This window comes from uncultured Flavonifractor sp., from assembly GCF_944385615.1.
GTDB lineage: Bacteria > Bacillota > Clostridia > Oscillospirales > Oscillospiraceae > Flavonifractor.
The window spans coordinates 107,440-130,423 of the sequence record NZ_CALWXV010000001.1; the positions used below are offsets into that span (position 1 = coordinate 107,440).

At 58.8% G+C, this 22,984-nt stretch carries 20 protein-coding genes; 13 read left to right on the plus strand and 7 right to left on the minus strand.

Annotated elements, in window-relative coordinates:
- Positions 1 to 15 precede the first annotated feature (15 nt).
- The 9 genes from Q0J75_RS00545 to Q0J75_RS00585 all read left to right on the plus strand — a co-directional run bounded on the left by Q0J75_RS00545 (position 16) and on the right by Q0J75_RS00585 (position 10,320).
- Positions 16 to 312 carry an STAS domain-containing protein gene (locus Q0J75_RS00545; RefSeq protein ID WP_297195834.1) on the plus strand — a complete coding sequence of 99 codons (297 nt, stop codon included), beginning with the start codon at positions 16 to 18 and terminating at the stop codon, positions 310 to 312.
- A gap of 36 nt (positions 313 to 348) precedes the next feature.
- Positions 349 to 2,097 carry an MATE family efflux transporter gene (locus Q0J75_RS00550; RefSeq protein ID WP_297195835.1) on the plus strand — a complete coding sequence of 583 codons (1,749 nt, stop codon included), beginning with the start codon at positions 349 to 351 and terminating at the stop codon, positions 2,095 to 2,097.
- A 31-nt stretch (positions 2,098 to 2,128) separates the two neighbouring features.
- A complete protein-coding gene (locus Q0J75_RS00555) occupies positions 2,129 to 4,159 on the plus strand; it encodes a PP2C family protein-serine/threonine phosphatase (protein WP_297195836.1) in 2,031 nt (676 codons plus the stop codon).
- Entirely contained in the window at positions 4,156 to 5,805 is a 1,650-nt protein-coding gene (locus Q0J75_RS00560) for a PP2C family protein-serine/threonine phosphatase (protein WP_297195837.1), read from the plus strand. Before Q0J75_RS00555 ends, Q0J75_RS00560 begins: the two co-directional genes overlap by 4 nt.
- Positions 5,798 to 6,214, plus strand: coding sequence for an ATP-binding protein (locus Q0J75_RS00565; RefSeq protein WP_297195838.1), 417 nt, complete (start codon positions 5,798 to 5,800; stop codon positions 6,212 to 6,214). The genes Q0J75_RS00560 and Q0J75_RS00565 overlap by 8 nt, the downstream gene beginning before the upstream one ends.
- A gap of 15 nt (positions 6,215 to 6,229) precedes the next feature.
- On the plus strand, positions 6,230 to 7,153 hold the full coding sequence (locus Q0J75_RS00570) for a DUF2156 domain-containing protein (protein WP_297195839.1): 924 nt from the start codon (positions 6,230 to 6,232) through the stop codon (positions 7,151 to 7,153).
- A gap of 90 nt (positions 7,154 to 7,243) precedes the next feature.
- Positions 7,244 to 8,095, plus strand: a complete 852-nt coding sequence (locus Q0J75_RS00575) for a GNAT family N-acetyltransferase (protein WP_297195840.1) — start codon at positions 7,244 to 7,246, stop codon at positions 8,093 to 8,095.
- Positions 8,096 to 8,109: 14 nt separating this feature from the next.
- Positions 8,110 to 9,702, plus strand: coding sequence for an eCIS core domain-containing protein (locus Q0J75_RS00580; RefSeq protein ID WP_297195841.1), 1,593 nt, complete (start codon positions 8,110 to 8,112; stop codon positions 9,700 to 9,702).
- 150 nt (positions 9,703 to 9,852) lie between these two features.
- Positions 9,853 to 10,320: a GNAT family N-acetyltransferase gene (locus Q0J75_RS00585; RefSeq protein ID WP_297195842.1), complete on the plus strand. Its 468-nt coding sequence runs from the start codon at positions 9,853 to 9,855 to the stop codon at positions 10,318 to 10,320.
- A 136-nt stretch (positions 10,321 to 10,456) separates the two neighbouring features.
- On the opposite strand, the gene Q0J75_RS00590 is transcribed toward Q0J75_RS00585, so the two are convergent.
- The 6 genes from Q0J75_RS00590 to Q0J75_RS00615 all read right to left on the minus strand — a co-directional run bounded on the left by Q0J75_RS00590 (position 10,457) and on the right by Q0J75_RS00615 (position 17,845).
- A complete protein-coding gene (locus Q0J75_RS00590) occupies positions 10,457 to 11,869 on the minus strand; it encodes a uracil-xanthine permease family protein (protein ID WP_297195843.1) in 1,413 nt (470 codons plus the stop codon).
- Between the two features lie 184 nt (positions 11,870 to 12,053).
- The gene (gene xdhC, locus Q0J75_RS00595) at positions 12,054 to 12,560 is read right to left on the minus strand and encodes a xanthine dehydrogenase subunit XdhC (RefSeq protein ID WP_297195844.1); all 507 of its coding nucleotides are present in this window, start codon (positions 12,558 to 12,560) and stop codon (positions 12,054 to 12,056) included.
- Positions 12,553 to 13,440: a xanthine dehydrogenase subunit XdhB gene (xdhB, locus tag Q0J75_RS00600; protein ID WP_297195845.1), complete on the minus strand. Its 888-nt coding sequence runs from the start codon at positions 13,438 to 13,440 to the stop codon at positions 12,553 to 12,555. Before xdhB ends, xdhC begins: the two co-directional genes overlap by 8 nt.
- Positions 13,433 to 15,742, minus strand: a complete 2,310-nt coding sequence (xdhA, locus tag Q0J75_RS00605) for a xanthine dehydrogenase subunit XdhA (protein ID WP_297195846.1) — start codon at positions 15,740 to 15,742, stop codon at positions 13,433 to 13,435. The genes xdhB and xdhA overlap by 8 nt, the downstream gene beginning before the upstream one ends.
- Before the next feature lie 44 nt (positions 15,743 to 15,786).
- Positions 15,787 to 16,488 carry a Crp/Fnr family transcriptional regulator gene (locus Q0J75_RS00610; protein ID WP_297195847.1) on the minus strand — a complete coding sequence of 234 codons (702 nt, stop codon included), beginning with the start codon at positions 16,486 to 16,488 and terminating at the stop codon, positions 15,787 to 15,789.
- Between the two features lie 187 nt (positions 16,489 to 16,675).
- Entirely contained in the window at positions 16,676 to 17,845 is a 1,170-nt protein-coding gene (locus Q0J75_RS00615) for an NAD(P)-dependent malic enzyme (RefSeq protein WP_297195848.1), read from the minus strand.
- A 360-nt stretch (positions 17,846 to 18,205) separates the two neighbouring features.
- On the opposite strand from Q0J75_RS00615, the gene glnA reads away from it, so the two are divergent.
- The 4 genes from glnA (at position 18,206) to Q0J75_RS00635 (ending at position 22,211) form a co-directional block, all read left to right on the plus strand.
- Positions 18,206 to 19,537 (plus strand): type I glutamate--ammonia ligase, encoded by a 1,332-nt coding sequence (gene glnA / locus Q0J75_RS00620; RefSeq protein WP_297195849.1) that lies wholly within the window; start codon positions 18,206 to 18,208, stop codon positions 19,535 to 19,537.
- A 34-nt stretch (positions 19,538 to 19,571) separates the two neighbouring features.
- Positions 19,572 to 20,090 carry an ANTAR domain-containing protein gene (locus tag Q0J75_RS00625; protein WP_297195850.1) on the plus strand — a complete coding sequence of 173 codons (519 nt, stop codon included), beginning with the start codon at positions 19,572 to 19,574 and terminating at the stop codon, positions 20,088 to 20,090.
- Between the two features lie 91 nt (positions 20,091 to 20,181).
- Complete coding sequence (gene dapF / locus Q0J75_RS00630) at positions 20,182 to 20,973, plus strand: diaminopimelate epimerase (RefSeq protein WP_297195851.1); 792 nt, start codon at positions 20,182 to 20,184, stop codon at positions 20,971 to 20,973.
- Positions 20,974 to 20,993: 20 nt separating this feature from the next.
- Positions 20,994 to 22,211, plus strand: a complete 1,218-nt coding sequence (locus Q0J75_RS00635) for an LL-diaminopimelate aminotransferase (protein ID WP_297195852.1) — start codon at positions 20,994 to 20,996, stop codon at positions 22,209 to 22,211.
- Positions 22,212 to 22,273: 62 nt separating this feature from the next.
- Here the strand turns inward: Q0J75_RS00635 and Q0J75_RS00640 are convergent, their stop codons facing one another.
- Positions 22,274 to 22,840, minus strand: coding sequence for an ECF transporter S component (locus Q0J75_RS00640; RefSeq protein WP_297195853.1), 567 nt, complete (start codon positions 22,838 to 22,840; stop codon positions 22,274 to 22,276).
- Positions 22,841 to 22,984: the final 144 nt, after the last annotated feature.

The window sequence follows — 22,984 nt, forward strand, 5'->3', positions numbered from 1 at the left end:
GAGGAGGAGAGAGCTATGACAATCACCAGATATCGGGAGGGAAGTAAGCTCACCCTGATCCTGGACGGCTGGTTGGACACCGCTAACGCACCCAAGCTGTATGACGAGCTGGGCGCCCGCCTGAACGGGGTGACCCATTTGGTCCTGGACATGAAGCAGCTGCAATATCTGTCCACTGCCGGCCTGAGAGTGGTGCTGGCCGCTCAGAAACAGATGAACCGGCAGGGACGCCTGACGGTAACGCATGTGAGCCAGGCCGTGATGGAGGTCCTGGAGATCACCGGATTTGTGGATATTCTGGATATCCAGTGAGTAAGTCTTTGAGAATTGAGAAATGAGTGAGAAACTGTGATTGGAAGAACCGCGAGGGAAGATATATTCGTTCGAAAAGCCTTTTATAATTTTTTCCTGCCCAGCCTGCTGTCCTGTTTGGGTTTGGCCATCGGCGGGCTGGCAGACTGCGTCTTTGTAGGCAATACCGTAGGCGCGGTGGGCCTGACGGCCATCAGTATTGGACAGCCGGTGTATATGCTGTTCAATACCATCAGCTATTCCTTGTCCATCGGCGGTTCCATCCGCTACGCCAACGCCCTCAGCGAGGGCAAGGAGGAAGAGGGTAACCGGATCTTTGGCAACATTCTCCGGGCTGATTTGTTTACCAACATCCTGCTGTGCGTGCTGGGCCTGATCTTCCTGCCCCAGGTGCTGAGCTTCCTGGGTGCGGGTACGCCGGGCACCGAGGTGTGGGAAAACTGTGAGGCGCTGGTGCGGGCACAGCTGCTGCTGGTACCGGTAATGTTCTGCCAGGGGCCCTTCTACTACTTTGTCAACTGTGACAATAACCCCAAGCTGGCCGCGGTGGCCCTGGTTAGCAGCAATACCATCGACATCGTGTTCAACTACATCTTTGTGGTGATGATGGATATGGGCGTAGCGGGCTCGGTGTACTCCACCGGCCTGGGCGCTGCGGTGATGCTTCTCATCAGCATTACCCACTTTATCCGTAAAAAGGGCAGTCTGCGGTTTACCTGGCCCAGATTCCAGCCGGATACGGTGATCCAGTCCTTCCGCACCGGCTTTGCTACTTCGGTACAGTACATCTACCAGTTTATCACCATCTTGGTGTGCAACCGTCTGCTGATGGCCGTCAGCGGCGAGCTGGGCGTGGCGGTGTTCGGCATCGTCTTTAATGTGGCGCTGGTAGCCGCGTCGGTCTATGACGCCATCAGTATGGCGCTCCAGCCCATGGTGAGCACCTTCCATGGAGAGTGCAATAAATCCAACATTCGCTGTACCCTGCGCCAGTCCTTTAAGGTAACTACCGTCATGAGCGTGATCGTCATCGCCCTGCTGATGAGCATCCCCCAATGGGTGTGTTTCGGCTTTGGTTTGCGGACGGCGGAGGAGCTGGCTATGGGCAGCGTGGCCATTCGGATCTATGCTATCTGTGTGCTCCCCTCGGGGATCAATATGGTGATGACCTATTATTATCAGGCGCTGGGAAAGGAATTTACCAGCTATCTGCTCTTCACCCTGCGCTCCTTCGTGTTCTTCCTGCTGTTCAGTCTGGTGCTGAGCCAGGGCGGAGCGATGCTGTTCTGGTGGACCTATCCCTGCATGGAGCTGGCTACCCTGGCGGTGCTGTGCGTCTATAACTGGAAAAAGGGCTCCTGGACCTATCTGGACGAGGACGACAGCCGCGTGTACAGCGCCTTCCTGGACAGCCGGAACGCAGATCTGGGAGCGGTGGAACAGGAGGTATCCACTTACTTGGAGCAGATGGACGCCAACCCCACCCAGACCTATTTTGCCACCATCGCGGTGGAAGAGGTGTGCGGCGTCATTATGAGCCATGCCTTTTCCAACAACGACGGCTATATTCAGCTGACCATTGTGCCCCATGAGGATGGCACCGTGACCCTCCATGTGCGGGATAACGCCCGGGAGTTCAATCCCTTTGAGCTGAACACCGACGCCATCAGTCTGGAGGAAGGCACCGGGCTGGACATCATCGGCATCAAAATGATCAAGAGCAAGGCCAAGGAATTTTTCTATCGCCGGTACGCCGGATTCAACACCCTGGTGGTACGGGTATAAGCTGGAAAAACAGAGAGGAGGCGGGGCGAACTTGAAAAAGATCCGGTTTACCCTGGGAAAGAAAATTGTGGTCATGATCCTGGCGATGAGTATCATCCTCAGTGCTACCGCACTTTTCGTCAGTTATCGGACCTATCAGAGACGCACCATGGCCTTCTATGAGCAGCTGGGCCACAATGTGGTGGCCACCCTGGCCAGCCAGCTGGACCCGGATGATCTGGACCGCTATTACGAGACCCTGGAGACGGACGAGCAATACTATGTGATCCAGCGGTTTATTTCCGATCTGGTGGAAAACAACGACGTGGAATATCTCTATGTGGTACGGCCCCATGGAACCGGGGTGACCTTCCTCTTTGACTCGGACATGGAGAAGGGGGAAAACGGCGATTACCTCTCCGGCGGCTACTGTGCTCTGGGAACCTATACGGAGCTGTTGGGCGGCTTTGCTGAAAATGTAGATAAGCTGCTGGAAGGCGAGGAGCTCCCCCCCATTGTCCAGCCGGACCCCAGCTATGGCTGGCTGATGACCGCCATGACCCCGGTACTCCATGAGGACGGCAGCTTGGCGGGATATGTGATGGCTGATATCAGCATGAGCGACGTGACAAAGGAGCAGCAGCACTATCTGCTGTATTGCGGCGGACTGCTGGCCGCCATTACCGTGGGCTTTGCAGCCGTCTATCTGCTGCTGATCCGCCGGTACTTCATTCATCCCATCCAGGAGCTGACCTTGGCCGCCCAGAACTATGAGGGCGGAGGGAATCAGAAGTCCTTCAGTCGGGTGAAGATCCGCAGCAACGACGAGCTGCGCACCTTAGCGGATGCCTTCCGCATGATGCTGGTGGAGATCGACCTGAACAATCTGGAGCAAAAGGAGCTGGCCCTCCGGGAGCAGAAGCTGGAGAGCGAGCTCCAGCTGGCCAATCAGCTCAACGTGTCCATGCTGCCCAAGGAGCTGCCGGAGCGGAGCGGAGGGTATCCCTTTGCCATCCGGGGCAGGGTCGACCAGGGCAAAGAGCTGTCCTGCTGCTTCTATGATTACTTTTTGCTGGATCGGGAGCGGCTGTGCGTGCTGGTGGGCGAGGTGCCGGGGGGCGGAATCCCCCAAGTGCTGTATACCGCCATGGCTCAGGCCACCATCAAAAGCCAGATGCGCTCCGGCCTTCCTCTGGCGGAGGCCATGACCGTGGTCAACCAGCAGCTGCACGAGATGAGCGGAGAGTTGAGTCTGAATGTGCTGGTGGGGGTGCTGGATGGCACCACCGGACATTTTTCCTGCATCAACGCCGGACAGAGCGATCCGCTGCTGATGCGGGGGCAGGATCAGTATCAGTGGGTGGGCGCTCTGCCCTATGCCCCCATGGGACAGAACGAGCACGTGGTCTATCAGACGCTGGAGCTGGAGCTTCGCCAGGGCGACCGGATTTTGTTCCACACTGCGGGCCTGGACGCCATCCAGGGCCGGGACGGCAAGACCTTTGCCGATGAACAGCTTCGTCTGTCCCTGAACGAGCGCCAGAGCCGGATGGCGGACCTGGATCAGCAGCTGCAGGGGATCAGCGACGCCAGCAAGCTCTATGCCGAGCGGGCCGACCAGATAGGCGGTTACGCGCTTTTGGCGCTGGAGTACCGGCGCCGGGACAGAGCTCAGGCCCACTGTGTACTCACGCCGGATTCCGCCGGAAGCGCCCGGTTGACCGCTTTTCTCCGGGGACAACTGGAGGCCAATCAGATCCAGGGTGCCCAAATGGCGAAAATGCTGGTGCTGGCCGATGAATTGTTTACCCTGTGCTGCCGCCATGCCGATTCCGACAGCCACATGATGGCGGAATGTGCCATTCCCAAAGGGGATGCCCAGGCAATCCTTCGCCTGAAGGGCAGCTTCAGAGGCTGCAATCCTCTGGAGAATCCCCAGGAAGAGGCGGTCAAGCACGCCGCAGAATTTATCACCGGGAACTGTGACCGGGTCCTTTTTGAGAGCGATGAGACCATGGATACCGTTACCGTTGTAAAACGACTGGAAAAAGCGGAGGCGTCAGAAAGCGAGAAACGGATATGAAACAAAAAGTAAGATTTTCTTTGGGTAAAAAGCTGACCATTCTCATTGTGCTGCTAAGTGTGGTCCTGAGCGTGGCATCTATTTTGGTGAGCTATCGTATCTTCAGCGTCACGATGACCAACTACTATGCTCAGTTGGGCACCAATCTGGTGCGCACCTTGGCCAGTCAGCTGGACCCGGATGAGCTGGACTACTACTATGAGACCGGCCAGATGGACGAGCGGTATTATGAAATTCAGTCTTTTATTCAGGACCTGGTGGAAAACAACAACGTGGAGTATCTCTTTGTGGTACGCCCTCATGGAGTGGGTGTGACCTTCCTCTTTGACTCTGATATGGAGATGGGAGAGGGCGGCGAATATTATGACGGCGGCTACTGTGCCTTGGGGACCTATGTGGATCTGATTGGAGGTTTTGCCGACAATCTGGATAAGCTGCTGGCCGGAGAAGAGGTAGAGCCCATTATCCAGCCGGACGCCGTATTTGGCTGGATGATGACCGCTATGGTCCCGGTGCTCCATGAGGACGGCACTATGGCGGGGTATGTCATGGCCGATATCAGCATGTACGATGTGATGAAGACCCGCCAGACTTTCCTGATTACCCTGGTGGTGCTGCTAACCTCCTTGACCGTGTGCTTTATTATTATCTTCCTCGTTGTCCTGCGCCGGAAGGTTATCCAGCCCATTGATAAGCTCACCCTGGCTACCGGGGACTTTATCGAGAACAACGAGGAGGAACTGGCCACCGGCACAGTGGAAGTCAATGTACCGGATATCAGAACCGGAGACGAGGTGGAGCTGCTGGCAAACTCCTTCCGCAAGATGGAGGAGGATATGATCTCCTACATCCGCAGCTTTACACAGATCACTGCGGAAAAGGAGCGCATTGGGGCGGAGCTCAATGTGGCCACCCAGATCCAGGCCGATATGCTGCCCCGGATCTTCCCCGCCTTCCCTGAGCGCAAGGAGTTTGATATCTACGCCACCATGGACCCGGCCAAGGAGGTGGGCGGCGATTTCTACGACTTCTTCCTGGTGGATGACGATCATTTGGCGGTCGTCATTGCCGACGTGTCCGGTAAGGGCGTACCGGCGGCGCTGTTTATGGTCATTGCCAAAACCCTCATCAAAAACCACGCCCAGAACAAGGATGCGCCGGGGGCGGTCTTTACCCAGACCAACGAGCAGCTGTGCGAGGGCAACGACGCCGGTCTGTTTGTCACGGCGTGGATGGGCGTTCTGGAGATCAGTACAGGCAAGCTTATCTATGTGAACGCGGGACACAATCCGCCGCTGCTCCGCCGGGCAGACGAAAAATTCGAGTGGCTGAAATCCCGGCCCGGCTTTGTGCTGGCCGGAATGGAGGGCGTGCGCTATCGGGAAAATGAGATGGAGATGCAGCCGGGAGATATGCTGTTTCTGTATACTGACGGCGTTACTGAGGCCACCAACGCCAACCAGGAGCTCTTCGGAGAGGAGCGGCTGCTGGAGACGCTGAACGAACAGCCCAAGCTCCCGGTGTCAGCGCTGCTGCCCAAGGTGAAAAAGAGCATCGACAGCTTTGTGGGCGAGGCGGAGCAGTTTGACGATATCACCATGCTGAGTTTGAACTATCGGAAAAAGGGAGAGAAAACAAATGGTTGAACGGGTTTTTCCGGCCACACTGGATCAGCTGGAGCCGGTGCAGGCCTTTGTTGCCGAGCAGCTGGAACAGTATGACTGCCCTATGAAGGTGCAGTTTCAGCTGGATGTGGCGGTAGAGGAGATTTTTGTCAATATTGCCCATTACGCCTACCCGGAGCACAATGGGCAGGCCACCGTGCGCTGCTGCGTGGGAGGCGACCCGCTGCAGGTGACCATCCAGTTTTTGGATAACGGACAGCCCTTTAATCCCCTGAATAAGCCGGACGCCGACATCACCCTGTCGGCGGAGGAGCGGGCCATCGGGGGACTGGGCATCCTGATGGTCAAAAAGAGCATGGACGCGGTGGATTACGCGTATGAGGACGGCAAAAACGTCTTGACCATAAAGAAGAATATCCAGTTGGGTTAGGAGACGATTAAAGTCATGATAGCATTTCAGCCCCCTGAGGTGGGGGACAAGCCGTGGGTTGACGACTGCTTCCGCGCCGCCGGTAACAGGGGCTGTGAGTACAGCTTTGCCACCCTGTTTCTGTGGAGCGATACCTTCCGGCAGCAGGTGGCCCGGATGGACGATTATGTGCTGGAGCGGCTGTGTGGTCGGGCGGGAAACGGCTATCTGTTTCCCGCCGGCAGAGGTCCGCTGGAGCCGGTGCTGGAAGCGCTGGAGGCCGACGCAGCGGAGCGGGGGGAGCCATGCCGCCTGCTGTGCGTGACCCCGGAGCAACTGGAGCGGCTGGAGGCGATCCGACCCGGACAGTACCAGTGTACGCCCGATCGGGACGGCTGGGATTATCTCTATGAGGTCGGGCGTCTGGCCGATTTGGGTGGGAAAAAGCTCCACAGCAAGCGCAACCATATCCACCGCTTTGAGGAGAACTGCCCGGACTGGGCGGTGGAGGAGATCACGGTGGAAAACCTGGCCGAGTGCGCGGAGATGGATCTGGAGTGGAACCGCCTTTACCGCCAGGAGCGGGAAAACGGCGCCGAGACGACACAGAGCCGGATGGACGAGCGCCACGCCATGTCCAAGGCTTTTGCCCACTATGATGCCCTGGGCCTGACCGGGCTGCTGCTGCGGACCGGGGGACGGGTGGTGGCCTTTACCATGGGCAGCCCCATCGGCGCGGATACCTTTGACATCCACTTTGAAAAGGCCTATGGGGAGATCCAGGGGGCGTATGCCATGATTAACCGGGCGTTTGCCCGCTGGATTCGGGATCACTATCCCCAGGTGCGCTATCTGAACCGGGAAGACGACATGGGGCTGGAGGGCCTGCGGAAGGCCAAGGAATCCTACTATCCCGACTGTATGGTGGAAAAATACACGCTGGTCCGCCAAATGACTTGACGTTAATAGTGGCCAAGGGGGGTAGAAAGCAAACAGTGGCAAACTCTTTTGTGGTATGATAGAGACAGCTACAAAAGGAGGTGCGCCGTTGTGCAGGACCTTACCTTGATCCGTCTGAAGCAAGATTTGGGTGCCTTTTCCCAATATGTTCCCCGATCCTTTCACCCCCTGATGGAGAAGCCGGAAACCGTGTGTGTGGGGGCTGTGTACAACGGCATGGCCTGTGCCGCCGCCCTGGCCGAGGAGACGGAGCCGGGGGAGTACTATCTGCGCTATGTCTTTGTGGACCCAGTGGCCCGGTTGTGTGGGCTGGGGACCTACCTGATTCGGGGACTGCTGGGAGAGGTGAAGGCCGCCGGAGCCCGTCAGCTCAAAGCGGTCTACAGCCCCAGTATGCTGGAGGGGGAGGAACAGACCCTCCACATTCTGACCCGAGCGGGCTTTTCCAAACCAAAGCCTATCTCTACGGCCTTTTCCACCCGGCTGGCGGACATTCCATCGGTCAGAGTAAACCTGCCGGAGGAGATGGCGGTATACAGCGCATTGGATGCACCGGAAGCCGTGCAGCTGGATTACGAGGCTCTGGTGGAAAAGGGAAGCCTGCCTTCCTTTGTCACCCCGGAACGGCTCAAGGACCCGGACCCCCAGCTGTGCAGCTTTTGTACGGTCAAAGGGAGCTTGTCCGGCCTGCTGCTGGTGGACCGGCTGGCGGGGGGCTATCAGATCGCGGGGCTTTATGTGCTTCCGTCCTACCGGAGCGGGCGGACGGCGGCGGCGCTGCTGGCCCGGACCATCGAGGCGGCCAGGGCCGCACTGCCCGGCGATACCCAGGTGTGGACCTCGGCCATTGACCGGGGGGGCTACGCTCTGTGCGACAAGCTGCTGCGGCAGGGAAGGCACGCGCAAAAAGAGACGGAATTTTATGCGGTATATCAGTTCTGAAGGAGGAATCGCGGATGCAGACCTATCAAACCAAGCGGAAAAGCGCTCCGGCCCGGGCGGCCCGCCCTCAGGCCAAGCCCGTTACGGCCGATGAAATGCTCCACCTGTCGGGCGCGGGTGCGCCACAGCCCATGTCCCCCGCCCTGCGGGAGAAGTTTGAACCCGGTTTTGGCGCGGATTTCTCCAACATCCGCATCAGCCGGGGCCACATTCCCGAAGAGATGGGGGTCCAGGCGGTGGCCAGAGGGACCGACATCCTGCTGGACAGCAGCGCCGGGATGGACGTGCTGGGCCACGAGCTGGCCCATGTGGTGCAGCAGGCCCAGGGCCGTGTGCAGGGGGGCTATCCCGTGGTGGAAAACGCCGCCCTGGAGCATGAGGCCGATGTAATGGGGGCCCGGGTGGCCTCCGGCCTCACCGCCCAGGCGGGGCCTCAGAACAGCTTCGGCGGGGAACTGACTACCATTGCTCCCATGTCGGGGGCCTCCGCCCCCGCCCAGTGTAAGAGCAAGGAGGAGAAAGAGGCGGAGAAAGCACAAAAGGAGCAGCAGAAACAAATGGCGCGGGACGAACAACAACGCCAACAATGGCATAGTATGCTTTCGCCCTCTGCTCAACGCTACATCAAACCGGTAGATATGATTGCCCAGCCCACCATTTCCCATGCAGAAATGAATCAACAGGTGCTGGATCGGCAACAATACCTTGGTTTACGTAATCATCGTACTGAAATGGCGACAGAAGCGTTGCGCAAAAAATACAATGATCCAAATGCAAGGCCGGATAATAGTGGTGCAGGTAGTATGGGACGGCGGATAGAGGCCTTGTTTGACGCCAGCGGAACAGAAGAGGCTGATTCGTATAATCAGACAATGATAGACACATTGGACCAGGTGAATCAAATAGCACAAACAACAGCGCAGTCAGGAACAGTGTCCATGAGTGATGATATGGTAAAGAATATGGGGACCACGTTTGCACCTCTGGTTCGGCAGATTCTTAATGCAGGTGGATCTGACGCAGGGAAACTGCAACAGTATGCAAAACAGAATTATGCAGATTCCAAATTTTTAATTGGTAAGCTCCATGCGCTTCCTGATGTGTTAAAATCGTTTGATGCGCAATCCAAAGAAAGAGTGATACAAGCTGCGGGATTTTCTGGGAGCTACCAGGATTATTTGAAAATGAGTGCACCTGTTAATAACGCATTTAGTGAGGGATGGAAGGAAAGCGGAAATGAAATGGGGATAGGCGCAAATGTTCTGTTTCGGGGCATTGAGCATCAAGAAGGCATAGATACTGTCCCCATTACTCCGGCTCCCCTGCCGCCTCAGGTGACTAGGCCCCGTCCAGCCCCCGGACCCTCCCTGGCACCTAAGCCGGGACAGCAGTACACCACTCAGGCCGACCTGCCCCAGAGCGGCCCTGGCTGGTCCCATACCGGGTCTTGGAAGCATAGCAATGCAGGGTATTACAATATGGACGACCGGACGGATCTCATGCCCGGCGGCAGCGAAGGCAGCGCATTCCATCGGTACTTCTCTCAAGAAGAATCCTCCGCCCCAAAAAAGAAAAAGGGCCTGTTCTCCCGGCTGTTTGGTCGGTAAACCGGTCGCGCTCAGACACAGGAACAGCCAGGGTCTGCCGCAAAAAGCGGCAGGTCCTGGCTTTTTCGAAGCCCTTGACGATAGATGGGAAAGCCCATATAATCATGGTGTACCCAGAAAAAACAGCGGACGGACAGGAGGGCTGTCAGAATGGAAGAGATCAGAATAGTCAATTTGGCCGATGCGCCGGAGCTGATGGAAGAGGTTTCCCGGTGGCTGTGGCAGGAATGGGCCAAGGCCGATGGATACACCCTGGACGAAATCATCTACCGCACCAAATACGCCTCCCAGCGGGATACCGTTCCCCAAATGCTGGTGGCGGTCCGGGGCGGACAGCCGGTGGGGGTGGTGTCCCTGTGGCTCAATGACCTGAAGACCCGGCAGGACCTGTCCCCCTGGATGGCCACGCTGTATGTCAAGGAGGAGTGCCGGAACCTGCATATCGGCCAGCGGCTGCAAATTGCCAGCATTGAGGCGGTGCGGGCGCTCCGCCGCTATGAGCATCTGTACCTCATCACCAAGCTGAACGGCTACTATGAGCGGATCGGCTGGAAGTTTGTGGAGGAAGCACCGGCAGGGGGAGGCGCCTATGAGCGCATTTACCGGTATGATCTCTGAACTATATCAAACAGCTCTGTTTTGTGAAGCTATTATCTGACGAAAACCTGTAGCGGCGGCTCCTTTTGGAGCCGCCGCTACAGGTTTGTGAGCAATGGGCATCTATCGATAGGAATGGGCAGCGATAAGAAATGAATCAGTCCTTTTGATCCGCGGAGTGCTTTTCCTTGGGCAGGATCAGACTGAGCAGCAGGGATACCACAAATACACCGGCTACCGCGTTGCCGTTGAAGATGTCGCCTACAGCGGCGGGGAAAGCGGAGAAGAAGTTGCCGGAGGTCTGGGTCAGGCCGATGCCGATACAGAAGGAGAGGGAGACGATAATCATGGTGCGGTCGTTGAATTCGCACTCCTTGAGCATTTTGATGCCCTCATACATAATGGAGCCGAACATCATGACGGTGCAGCCGCCCAGAACCGACTGGGGCAGGGAGTTAAAGAAAGCGCCCAGCGGGGGGAAGAGGGAGGCCAGGATCAGAATCAGCGCACCCATGAGGATGGTGAAGCGGTTGATAACGCCGGTCATGGTTACCAGGCCCACATTCTGGCTGAAGGAGGTGAGGGGCAGGCAGCCGAAGCAGCCGGAGATGGAGCTGGAGAAACCGTCTACCGCCAAGGAGCCCTGCAGCTCCTCGATCTTCAGCTCCCGGCCCAGTGCGCCCTGAGCCACGGCAGCGGTAGCGCCGGTGGTCTCGGCAGCGGAGACCAGGAAGACGATGGCGATGGTAAAGAAGGCGCCCAGGTCAAACACAGGGAAGTGGCTGGTAAAGAACACCGGCTTGGGCAGGCTGAAGAAGCCAATCTCACCAATGGTCTTCTGAATGCCGGAGAAATCTACCATGGGAGCGACGCCAACCACAGTCAGAATGGCGGCAGCCACATAGCCCACAATGAGTCCAACAAGGATGTTCAGGTTCTTGTATACGCCCTTCAGGCAGTAACGGGAGACCAGACAAACAATCAGAGTGAAGGTGCCGATGGCCAGATGGTACCAGGCGCCGAAGTCGGCTACGCCGTTGCCGCCGCCCCAGGAGTTCATGCCTACCGACAGGAGGGAAAGGCCGATGGCGATGACCACGCAGGCGGATACCACAGGGGTGAGGAAACGCTTCCAGTACTTGGCGCTCAAGCCAACCAGGCCCTCAAAGATACCGCCCAATATGACCGCGCCTACCATGCCCTCATAGCCCAGGGCTGGGTTGGTACAGATCATCAGGAGGCTGCCCAGGAAAGTGAAGCTGACGCCCATAACGATGGGCAGCTTGGAGCCGATTTTCCAAATGGGATAGAGCTGCAGACAGGTACCGATGCCAGCGGCGAACATGGCGCACTGGAGCAGCTGGGTGATTTCCACGGCTGTAAGATGGGTGTCGGTGCCCCGCACCAAAGCGGCGCTGCATACGATGAGCACAGGGGCCAGGTTGGCCACAAACATGGCCAGAACGTGCTGCAATCCAAAGGGGATGGCCTTGGACAGAGGGACCCTTCCGTTGAGCCGGTAGATATTGTCCTGGCTGACCGTTTTGATTTCCGCTTCCTTGTTTTCCATCATTAGCACCTCACTTGCAACGTTGAAAATAGTAATTTTTCATGTAAAATATATATTTTTCAGTAAAAAAGGGTGCAAAAATCCCCTTCGGTCTGGAGCCGAACGTTTTGTGGATCTTATTACAAATCGACAGGACCGAAGGGGACTGACAAAGAAATCAGGGGATATCAGACTGGGGGAAGGATTATACCGCGTCGGCTTCGGCGTTCTTGCCCAGGCGGCGGAGCATGGTCTTTTTCACCGCGCGGAAGATGTTTTCGTATCCGGTACACCGGCACAGGTGGCCGGACATCAGCTTGCGGATCTCGTCGTCGGAGTACTCCTTGCCCGACTCCAGGATCTCCGCCGCGCTCATGACAAAGCCGGGGGTGCAGAAGCCGCACTGGACGGCGGCCTCGTCGATGAAGGCCTGCTGAATGTCGGAGATCTCGCCGTTGGGACCGGCCAGTCCCTCCAGGGTCAGAATCTCCTTGCCGTCGGCCCACACCGCCAGGTAGATACAGGAGTTGAAGCACTCCCCATTGACCAGGACGTTGCAGGCGCCGCACTCACCCACTTCACAGCCCTTTTTCACGCTGGTGAGCCGGTAGTCGTCCCGCAGCATATCGGTGAGGGAGGCCCGCACGTCGATCATCTTTTCCACAGGCTTGCCGTTGATGGTGCAGCGGACCAGTTTATACTGCTTACTCATGGATCACACCTCCTGCCAGACGAATGGATTCGGTCAGAGCGCGCTCTGCCAGTACCACCACGATATGCTGCCGGAAGTCCTTGGCCGCCCGCCAGCTGTCCCTGGGGTTGATGTCCTCCAGAACCGTGTGGGCAAAGGCCTTGATCTCGGCCTGGGTGGTGGGTTTGCCCTTGGCGCGGGCCTCGGCTGTGCGGGCCCGCATGGGCACCGGCCCGGCCACCCCATAGGCGATGCGCACATCCTCCATGGTGGACTTGTCGGCGGACAGCTTCACGTTCACCGAGCAGCCGGTGGTGGCGATGTCCATGGCGTTGCGCATGGCGTACTTGATGTAGTGGCCCTCATAGCCCTCATAGGCCGCCTTGGGAATGAGAATGGCGGTCTGGAGCTCGCCGGGGCGCAGGTCCACTTTGCCCGCCTTGATGTAAAAATCCTGGATGGGGATGCGCCGCACCCCCTCCGGTCCGGTGAGCTCGACGATAGCATCCCAGGCAAACAGGGTGGAGGCGGAGTCGGCGGAGGTCACGCCGTTGCAGGTGTTGCCGCCGATGGTGCCGATGTTGCGGATCTGGGGGCCGCCCACCTGGTCCACCGCCTGGCCCAGCACGTTGATATGGGCCTGGATAATGGGGTTCCGGGTGATGTGGGAGAAGCTGGTGAGGGAGCCGATGCGGATGGTGCCGTCCTCCTCCAGGGAGACCCCACGGATCTCGTCCAGGCCGTAGATGCTGACCAACTCCTTGCCGGCCCGCTTGCCCTCCCGGATCTGGACCAGCACGTCGCTGCCGCCGGCAATGATCTGGGCTTCCGGGTGTTCCATCAGAAGCTGGATGGCGTGAGCCACGCTCTCCGCCTCGTAAAGTGCTTTGATATCATACATGGCCGGAGACCTCCTTTTCGATCAGGCCCTCTTCCTGGAAACGGCGGAAGAGGATGTGGGGATTCACAGGCGCGTCGTTGACAAAGACTCCGGTAGCCTGGTAGACCGCATTACGGATGGCGGGCGCCACCGAGCAGGTGGGGGGTTCGCCCAGGGCCTTGGTGCCGAAGGCACTGGTGGGTTCCGGATTTTCCACAAAGAAGGCCCGCAGGCGGGGGTGATCCATAAAGGTGGATAGCTTATAGTCCAGCAGGTTGTTGTTCAGGGCCCGGCCGTTTTTATCGTCGAAGAGCAGCTTTTCCGACAGGCCGAAGCCGATGCCCATGCTCATGCCGCCGTGGACCTGAGCCTCCGCCAGGGCGGGGTTGATGATGGTGCCTGCGTCGTGGACGTTGACCAGGTCCAGCAGCTTCACCTTGCACATGGGGATATCTACCTCCACCTCGGCAAAGGTGCAGCCGAAGGAATAGGCGTTGGACTTGATCTGGGCGGTGCTCTCCGCCGTCAGGTGCTGGCTGTGGGTCAGGCTGTAGAGGGCCTCGGTGGCCAGCTCACCCAGGGTCATCAGCTCCCGTCCATCGGTGATTCGGACGATCTTGCCGTTCACGATGTTCAGGTTGTAAGGGGGCATCCGGGTCAGCTCCTGGGCGTAGTTCAGGATGCGCTCTTTCAGCAGGGAGCCGGTCTGACGGATGGAAAAGCCTGCGGTATAGGTCTGCCGGGAGGCATAGGCGCCGGTGCCGAAGGGGGTGACGTCGGTGTCCTGGCAGGAGACCACGTGGACCTTGTCCAGAGGCACGCCCACCACGTCGGCGGCCATCTGGGTATAGGCGGTGTCGGCGCCCTGGCCGATTTCAGTCTCGCCCAGCTGGACCTGGAGGGAGCCGTCCTGGTTGAGCACCATCCGGCAGGAGGAGGTTTCCAGGGAGATGGGCCACACCGCCGTGTTGTACCAGAACACCGCCATGCCGATGCCCCGGCGGACGTCGCCGGTCTGATTCTGGTAGGCCTGATACTTCCGCAGGTAATCGGTGGCCTCCATACCCTTGTCGATACACTGGTTGAAGGTGTCGGCATACAGCTCGTTTTTGGAGAAGGGGTCCGTGTAGCCCACCGGCATCAGGTTTTTCCGCCGGAAAGCAATGGGGTCCATGCCCAGCCGGGCGGCCACCTCCTCCGTGTGGCACTCCACCGCCCACATGGCCTGTGGGATACCGTAGCCCCGCATGGCGCCCGCCACGGACTTGTTGGTGAACACGGTGTAGGCATCCACCTCCACATTGTCGCAGGGGTAAAGCTGGGGGAACGCGCCGGCGCCCTTGGCACAGATGCTGTGGCCGTGGGAGGCGTAGGCCCCCTGATCGGAGAAGGCCTCCAGCTTCCGGGCGGCATAGGTGCCGTCGGGACGCACCCAGGAGATGATGTGGCTGTGGATGGCATGGCGTACCCGGGTGGAGACGAAGGTATCCTCCCGGGGGATATCCAGCTTGACCAGATGGCCCCCCAGCTGCATACTCAGCCAGGCGCACAGAGGCTCGTACAACACATCCTGCTTGTTGCCGAAGCCGCCGCCGATGTAGGGCTTGATAACCTGGATTTTGCCCCACTCGATCCCCAGGGCCTGCCCCACCACCCGGCGGACAATGTGGGGGATCTGGGTGGAGGTGACGATCTTGATCCGGTCGCCCACCCCCTCAGCAAAGCAGATGAAATTTTCAATGTGACAGTGCTGGACGGTGGGAGTCTGATACCACCCCTCCACCTTGATGAGGCCGGGCTCTTTGATGGCCTCCTCATAGTTGCCCTTGCGGATGGTGGTATGCTTGAGAATGTTGTTGGGGTAGGCCTCATGGAGCTGAGGCGCGCCGTCCTGCATGGCCTCGTGGACGTCCAGTACGAAGGGATATTCCTCATACTCCACCTTGATGGCCCGGATGGCCTGGGCGGCGGCCACCTCATTTTCCGCCACCACCGCGCCGATGTCATCGCCGTAAAAGCGGACCCGATCGGTGAGCACCAGCCGGTCTGCCACGTCCTGGTGGCTCTCATCGGTGGACCAGGGGTGTCCGGCAGTGGGGAAGTAGTGTTTCTCTTTCAGATCAAAGCAGGTAAATACCTTGATGACGCCAGGAATGGCCTCCGCAGCAGAGGTGTCAATGGACTTTACCCGGCCGTTGGCAATGGTGGCGTGCAGTACCTGAGCGATATAGGCGCTCTTGTCACACAAGTCATCGGTGTACCTGGTGCGGCCGATGGCCTTGTCACAGGCGTCCACGCGGGTCACTTTTTTTCCGACATACATGGCGCTTTCCTCCTTTTACGTGCTCCGTGTTGACGGAGGGATATTCAGCCGTTGACGTGATGTTCAATGTGGGCTTTCATGCGGCGGTAGCCCTCCTCAGAAATCAGGATCTTTCCCCGCTGGACCCGGATCAGGTCCAGCTCCTCCAGCTTCTGAATACTGCGGTTGAGGGTTTTGGTGGAAAAGCCGATCTCCTCGGCGATCTGAGCTCTGGTCTTCTTCAGCTCCAGGACCTGGGGGGTGGGCAGCCGCTGTTCAAATTTTCGGATCAGGTGGACCATCAGCCGGTCCTTGCCGTCCATGAAGAGGTATTTGCGGGCCTCGGCGGTCTGGGTGATGAGCCGGTGCATATTTTCCTGGGTACGCAGGAACAGGGCTTCCACGTCCATCCGCATCCAGTCCATATAGGCGGAAGCGGGGATGGAGAGGACCCGACAGGGAGTGGAGGCGATGATGCTGATGCGGTATTGGGGCAGACCGGCAAAGCACTCGATCTCACCGAAGAAGTCGCCGGGCCCAAAGTCCTTGAAGGAATAGGGCCGCTCGTGTATGGGCCACTCCACGCCGGTGACCTTGCCGGAGAGGATGATAAAAATATGGGTGCAGTCTGTGCCTGCCTTGATAAAGGTACGCTCCGCCTCGATGTCGATCAGGGTCATATAGTACTTGACCTCTTCTGTGCAGTTGCGGAACAGAAACTCCATGTAGTTCCGCTTTTGCGGCGGAAGCGCCCGGAAGACGTCCACAGGACCTCACCTCCTCATGTCCCTATTATATCGTGTAATTCACACAAAAAGAAAGGTCATGTGTCTCATTTTTCTATAGTTTTTTTCAAACCCTCAAATCCAGTGGAACAAACAAAACAGACAGGCCTGCTTCCTCCCGGGGGAGTGAAGCAGGCCTTTTTCCCAAGGGGATGGTTTTTGGAAAGAATCAGGCGCGGGCGATGCCCTGCTCTCTGGCCTCTTGCGCCACGGCGTCAGCCACAGCGTCGGCCACGCTCTTATCCAGGGCGGAGGGAAGAATATATTCGGGGCTGAGCTGATCGTCGGTGACCAGGGCGGCCAGAGCCTTGGCGGCCCGGATCTTCATGCCCTCAGTGATCTCCCGGGCCCGGACTGCCAGAGCCCCCTTGAAGATGCCGGGGAACACCAGCACATTGTTGATCTGGTTGGGGAAGTCGGAGCGGCCGGTGCCGATGACGGCGGCCCCGCCCTTTTTGGCCTCGTCGGGCATGATCTCGGGGGTGGGGTTGGCCATGGCGAACACAATGCCGTCTTTCATGGTGGACACCATTTCCGCCGTTACCAGGTTGGGACGGGATACCCCAACAAAGGCGTCGGCCCCCTTGAGGGCGTCAGCCAGGGTGCCGTGCTCGTGGTTCAGATTGGAGATGTGGGAGATCTCCTCCTGACCGGCGTTAAGCCCCTGGTCCCCCTCACAGATGATGCCGTTGATATCACACATGACGATGTTGCCGAAGCCCATGGAAATGAGCAGCTTGCCGATGGCGATACCGGCGGCCCCCGCCCCGTTGATAACGATCTTCATCTGACCCAAAGTTTTGCCGGTGACCTTGGCGGCGTTGAGCATGGCGGCGGCCACCACGATGGCGGTGCCGTGCTGGTCGTCGTGGAACACCGGAATGTCACACAGCTCCTTCAGCCGCCGCTCCACCTCAAAGCACCGGGGGGCGGCGATGTCCTCCAGATTGATGCCCCCGAAGCTTTTGGAGATCAGATAGATGGTTTCCACCAGCTTGTCCACATCCTTGGTGTTCACACAGATGGGGAAGGCGTCCACGCCCCCAAATTCCTTGAACAGAGCACACTTGCCCTCCATCACCGGCATCCCAGCGGCAGGGCCGATATCTCCCAGCCCCAGCACGGCGGAGCCGTCGGTAATGACCGCCACCAAATTGCTCCGGCGGGTGAGGCGGAAGGACTGCTCATAATCCTTGGCAATGACCCGGCAGGGCTCGGCTACGCCGGGGGTGTACATGAGGGACAGGTCCTCCCGGGTCTCGATGGACCTGCGGGACACCACCTCGATCTTGCCCTGGAGCTCATAGTGGAGGTTCAGGGCTTTCTCGTTGATATCCATCTTGATTCCTTCTTTCTTCGGGTGAGAGATCAAACCAGTTTCGTTCAAATTGATCGTGGACTGGAGAAATATTCTCTATTTTATATTTTAATATTTTAGCACAAACATTGGGGGAAAAAAAGCCCGGCTGGCAGGAAACCGCTCTGGTTTGTGCTGTCCGCACAAGGAAGGCGGAGGGAGGGAGAGGTACCCTGCCGGTTGCCACAAAAATCTTTTTCAGGTACGCCAGAAGCTTGACAGAAGAAAAAGGAGCACGTATACTTAGATTCAGTTGTGAACAAAGGCGTTCCGGCCCGGGGGGCGGAGCGCCTTCTTTGCTATCTGAATCCATGATTTTGATGAGAGAAAGGGGCCCCTGTCATGCCGCACACCAAAGAAGATATCATCCGCATGGTACGGGAAGAGGATGTCAAATTCATCCGTCTGCAATTCACCGATATTTTCGGCCAGCTGAAGAATGTGGCCATCACCGCCTCCCAGATCGAAAAGGCGGTCAATAATCAGTGTATGTTTGACGGTTCCTCCATTGAGGGCTTTGTCCGGATCGACGAGTCCGACCAGTATCTGTTTCCCGACCTGAAATCCTACCGGGTGTTTCCCTGGCAGCCCCACCACGGCAAGGTGGCCCGGCTGATCTGCGACGTCCACAATACCGACGGCACGCCCTTTGCCGGTGATCCCCGGTATGTGCTCAAGCGGACCCTGCAAAAGGCCAGAGACATGGGCTTTGACGCCTTCAATGTGGGACCTGAGGCCGAGTTCTTCCTGTTCCATACCGACGATGAGGGCAAGCCCACCACCAAGACCAACGACGAGGCGGGCTACTTCGATCTGGGCCCCCTGGACCACGGCGAGTCCACCCGCCGGGAGATCTGCCTGGCTCTGGAGGCCATGAAGTTTGAGATCGAGGCCTCCCATCATGAATGTGCCGAAGGCCAGCATGAGATCGACTTCAAGTATGAGGAGGCCCTCCATGCCGCCGACAACATCATGACCTTTAAGCTGGCGGTCAAGACCCTGGCCCAGAAAAACGGTCTCCACGCCACCTTCATGCCCAAGCCCATCTATGGGGTGGCGGGCTCCGGTATGCACACCAATATGTCCCTGTTCCGCAATGGGAAGAATGTGTTTTACGATCCCAACGGCGAGCGGGGGCTGTCCAAGGAGGCCTACAGCTTTATTGCCGGGCTGCTGGCCCATGTGAAGGGGATGGCCGCCATCACCAATCCCCTGGTCAACTCCTATAAACGTCTGGTGCCCGGCTACGAGGCCCCCTGCTATCTGGCCTGGTCGGCCTCCAACCGCTCCGCCCTCATCCGCATCCCCGCCTCCCGGGGTCAGTCCACCCGGGTGGAGCTTCGTTCTCCCGACCCCTCCTGCAACCCCTATCTGGCCTTCGCGGTCTGTCTGGCCGCCGGTCTGGACGGGATTGAAAAGGGCCTGACGCCCCCCGAGGAGATCACCGAGAACATTTACGCCATGGACGACGCCACCCGAAAGGCCAACGGCATCGACTCCCTGCCCGGTTCTCTGGAGGAGGCCATCCGTCTGCTGGAGGCCGACCAGCTCATTCTGGACACCTTGGGCAGTCATGTAGCCCAGAACTTCCTGGAGGGCAAGAAAAAAGAGTGGGAAGAGTACCGGACCCGGGTATCCTCCTGGGAGCGGGAGAAATATATCATCAACTATTGAGTACCACGTTTCACCTCAGCGGAAGTGAGCGGATGTGGAAAAGATAATTGTGGCTTTTGCCGGTGTCCAGAATGGCAGGCGGATTCGGGAGCTGTTGGAGCGGTCGGGCACTGCGGCCTGTCTGCTGTGTACTTCCGCCGACCAGGTGCGGCGTACGGTCCATGAACAGCAGGTGGCCGCCGTGGTGTTCGGCTACAAGTTTGCCGACGGCCCCGCCGAGCTGCTCTATGAGGATCTGCCCGCCTTCTGCCGTATGTTGATCGTGGCCTCCCAAAGTCTGCTGGATCTGGTACAGAATCCGGAGATCCTCCGCCTCAGCGCCCCGGCCTCCAAAAGCGAGCTGCTGGACGCTGTGGAGCAACTGCTGGCCGAAGCGCGGGCCCAGCCCCTCCGGCGCGGCCAGCAGGAACAGGAGCAGATCGCGGCGGCCAAGGTCAAACTGATGGCCCAGGGCCTGAGCGAGGAAGAGGCCCACCGGGCTTTGCAGAAAAAAAGTATGTCTGCCGGTATCAAGCTGGCCCAGGCAGCCCAAATGGTGTTAGAACGCCTGTAAGCGGCATATCGTAGAGGGAGACAGGGAAGTCTCGCGGCGGCAGTCCGGGACAGGACTGCCGCCGCTTCTTTCTGGGAATAGGAGGGGCGGTATGCGCTTTACCAAGATGCAGGGATTGGGCAACGACTATGTTTACCTGAACGGCCTGGACGGCCTGCCGGAGGATCTGCCGGAACTGGCCCGCCGGATGAGTGACCGGCACTTCGGGGTGGGAAGCGACGGGCTGATCTGTATCTGTCCATCCCAAACAGCGGATTTTAAAATGCGCATCTTCAATGCCGACGGCTCCGAAGGGGAGATGTGCGGCAATGGTATCCGGTGTCTGGGCAAGTATGTCTATGACAAAGGCCTGACCGGGAAACGGGAGCTGATCGTGGAGACAGCGGCGGGGCTGCGCACTCTGGAGCTGCTGGTGGAGAACGGCCGGGTGGCCTCTGTCCGGGTGGATATGGGCTGTCCCCAGGTGGGGGAGCCGCTGGAGCTGATGGCGGCTGGCAAGTCCTGGACCGTTACTCCGGTGTCTATGGGCAATCCCCATGGGGTTTTATTTGTGGACCGGCTGGAGGCGCTGGATCTGGAGGGGCTGGGGCCTCAGTTTGAACATCACCCCGCCTTTCCGCAGGGAATCAACACGGAGTTTGTTGCCTGTCTCGCCCCAGACCGCCTGACGATTCGGGTATGGGAGCGGGGGAGCGGCGCCACGCTGGCCTGTGGTACCGGCGCCTGCGCCGCTCTGGCGGCGGCGGTGGTCCAGGGACGGACGGGGCGGCAGGTATCCGCCCAACTGCCCGGCGGGGTGCTGGAGCTGTCCTGGCCCAGCGGCGAGACAATCTGCATGACCGGCCCGGCAGAGACGGTTTTTGAGGGGGATTACCCCCTTTGAATACAAAGGAGAGAAGAACAATGGCAAAGATCAATAATAATTTCAATAAGCTGCCCGGGAGCTACTTGTTCTCTGAAATCGCCCGGCGGGTGGCGGCCTACAGCCAGGAGCATCCCGACCGGGCCCTGATCCGGCTGGGTATTGGGGATGTGACCCGGCCCCTGCCCGCCGCCGTCACCGCCGCCATGCACAAGGCGGTGGACGAGATGGCTACCGCCCAGGGCTTCCACGGCTACGGCCCGGAGCAGGGCTATGACTTTCTGCGAAACGCCATTGCCCAGCACGACTACAAGGCCCGGGGCGTGGAAATTCAGCCCGACGAGATCTTCGTCTCGGACGGCGCCAAGAGCGACTGCGGCAACATCGGGGATATCTTCCACCGGGACAATGTGGTGGCGGTATGTGACCCGGTGTACCCCGTTTATGTGGATACCAACGCCATGGCGGGCCGGGCCGGGGAATATGACGCTACCGTCGGCCGGTGGACCAAACTGGTTTATATGCCCTGTGTGGCGGAGAACGGTTTCTCCCCCGAAATTCCTCAGACTCCGGTGGATTTGATCTACCTGTGCTTCCCCAACAATCCCACCGGCGCGGTGGCTACCCGGGAGCAGCTGAAGGCCTGGGTGGACCACGCCAACCGCACCGGGGCGGTCATCCTCTATGACAGCGCCTATGAGGCCTTCATCACCGACCCCGCCATCCCTCACTCTATCTTTGAGATCGACGGGGCCCGCACCTGTGCCATTGAGTTCCGTTCCTTCTCCAAGACCGCCGGCTTTACCGGTACCCGCTGCGCCTACACTGTCATCCCCAAGGAGCTGGAGCGGGACGGTACCCCCCTCAACAGCCTGTGGAACCGTCGCCAGTGCACCAAGTTCAACGGGGTGCCCTATGTGGTCCAGCGGGGCGCTGAGGCGGTGTACAGCCCCGAGGGCCGGGCCCAGGTAAAGGAGACCATCCAGTACTACCTGAACAACGCCAAGGTCATCCGGGATGGGCTGGCCGCCGCCGGGCTTACCGTGTCCGGCGGGGAGAACTCCCCCTATATCTGGGCCCGCACTCCCGACGGCATGGGCTCCTGGGACTTCTTTGACAAACTGCTCCGGGAGGCCAATGTGGTCACTACCCCCGGCGCTGGTTTCGGTCCCAGCGGCGAGGGCTATATCCGCCTGACCGCTTTTGGTGAGGCGGACGCCACCCGCCAGGCGGTGGAACGCATCAAAGTGGTCCTGTAACAGAAGAACGCTAAATAAAAATACCCGCTGCAATCGCAGCGGGTATTTTTCGATATCTGTAATCAGGCCAGCTTCAGATGAGCCCGTTTCAGGGCATTGCGGATGAGCAGGCAGAGCACCGGAGCGGCGGCTACCGCCAGCACGGCGTTGACGACCGAGGCAGGGATTTTTAAGGGGAGCAAAACGACCGAGGCTTCAAAGGTCAGACCGCCCACCAGCATACCGTCGTAGAACAGGCTCTTGGAAAAGTAGAGAATGTAGTATACGACGCAGCCCAGCAGGGCGCCCGCAAAACAGCGGGGATAGCGGGGCTCCTCCCGGTGTTTGGCCCGAAGCATGACCAGCCCGGCGCTCAGTCCCATGGCTCCCTTGGTGAGAAAGGTGAGCCAGCATTCCGGGGCATACAGGGGATTGGTCAGGTCGTACAGAGCGGAACCCAGGCCGGCGGCCAGCCCGCCCACGGGGCCCAGCAGCAGCCCAGACAGGCAGCACATGATATTGGCTAAAGTGAAGGAGGTCTGGCCGGTAGACAGGGGAATGATGATCCGAGGATAGTTGACGGCGAACACCAGCGCGGTCATCATTGCCAGGACGGCGATTTTCAGGGCGGAATTGGAACGGGGCTGCATAGAGCGCACTTCCTTTCTCTCTGTGTTCTTACCCCGATTATAGTGCCAAACTGACCTTAATTCAAACGTCAGACATAGAAAATATAATAAGGTCAGATTGTGAAAAATACAACCGCAGCCTTGGCTGCGGTTGTATTGAGACAG

Bases quoted from the DNA above. Each gene is read 5' to 3' on its own strand.
- Q0J75_RS00615 (WP_297195848.1), bottom strand. From the start codon at position 17,845: ATGGATATCAACGAGAAAGCCCTGAACCTCCACTATGAGCTCCAGGGC.
- xdhB (WP_297195845.1), bottom strand. From the start codon at position 13,440: ATGTATGATATCAAAGCACTTTACGAGGCGGAGAGCGTGGCTCACGCC.
- Q0J75_RS00635 (WP_297195852.1), top strand. From the start codon at position 20,994: ATGGCAAAGATCAATAATAATTTCAATAAGCTGCCCGGGAGCTACTTG.
- Q0J75_RS00545 (WP_297195834.1), top strand. From the start codon at position 16: ATGACAATCACCAGATATCGGGAGGGAAGTAAGCTCACCCTGATCCTG.
- Q0J75_RS00560 (WP_297195837.1), top strand. From the start codon at position 4,156: ATGAAACAAAAAGTAAGATTTTCTTTGGGTAAAAAGCTGACCATTCTC.
- Q0J75_RS00570 (WP_297195839.1), top strand. From the start codon at position 6,230: ATGATAGCATTTCAGCCCCCTGAGGTGGGGGACAAGCCGTGGGTTGAC.
- Q0J75_RS00565 (WP_297195838.1), top strand. From the start codon at position 5,798: ATGGTTGAACGGGTTTTTCCGGCCACACTGGATCAGCTGGAGCCGGTG.
- Q0J75_RS00585 (WP_297195842.1), top strand. From the start codon at position 9,853: ATGGAAGAGATCAGAATAGTCAATTTGGCCGATGCGCCGGAGCTGATG.
- xdhA (WP_297195846.1), bottom strand. From the start codon at position 15,742: ATGTATGTCGGAAAAAAAGTGACCCGCGTGGACGCCTGTGACAAGGCC.
- Q0J75_RS00580 (WP_297195841.1), top strand. From the start codon at position 8,110: ATGCAGACCTATCAAACCAAGCGGAAAAGCGCTCCGGCCCGGGCGGCC.
- Q0J75_RS00640 (WP_297195853.1), bottom strand. From the start codon at position 22,840: ATGCAGCCCCGTTCCAATTCCGCCCTGAAAATCGCCGTCCTGGCAATG.
- Q0J75_RS00590 (WP_297195843.1), bottom strand. From the start codon at position 11,869: ATGGAAAACAAGGAAGCGGAAATCAAAACGGTCAGCCAGGACAATATC.
- dapF (WP_297195851.1), top strand. From the start codon at position 20,182: ATGCGCTTTACCAAGATGCAGGGATTGGGCAACGACTATGTTTACCTG.
- glnA (WP_297195849.1), top strand. From the start codon at position 18,206: ATGCCGCACACCAAAGAAGATATCATCCGCATGGTACGGGAAGAGGAT.
- xdhC (WP_297195844.1), bottom strand. From the start codon at position 12,560: ATGAGTAAGCAGTATAAACTGGTCCGCTGCACCATCAACGGCAAGCCT.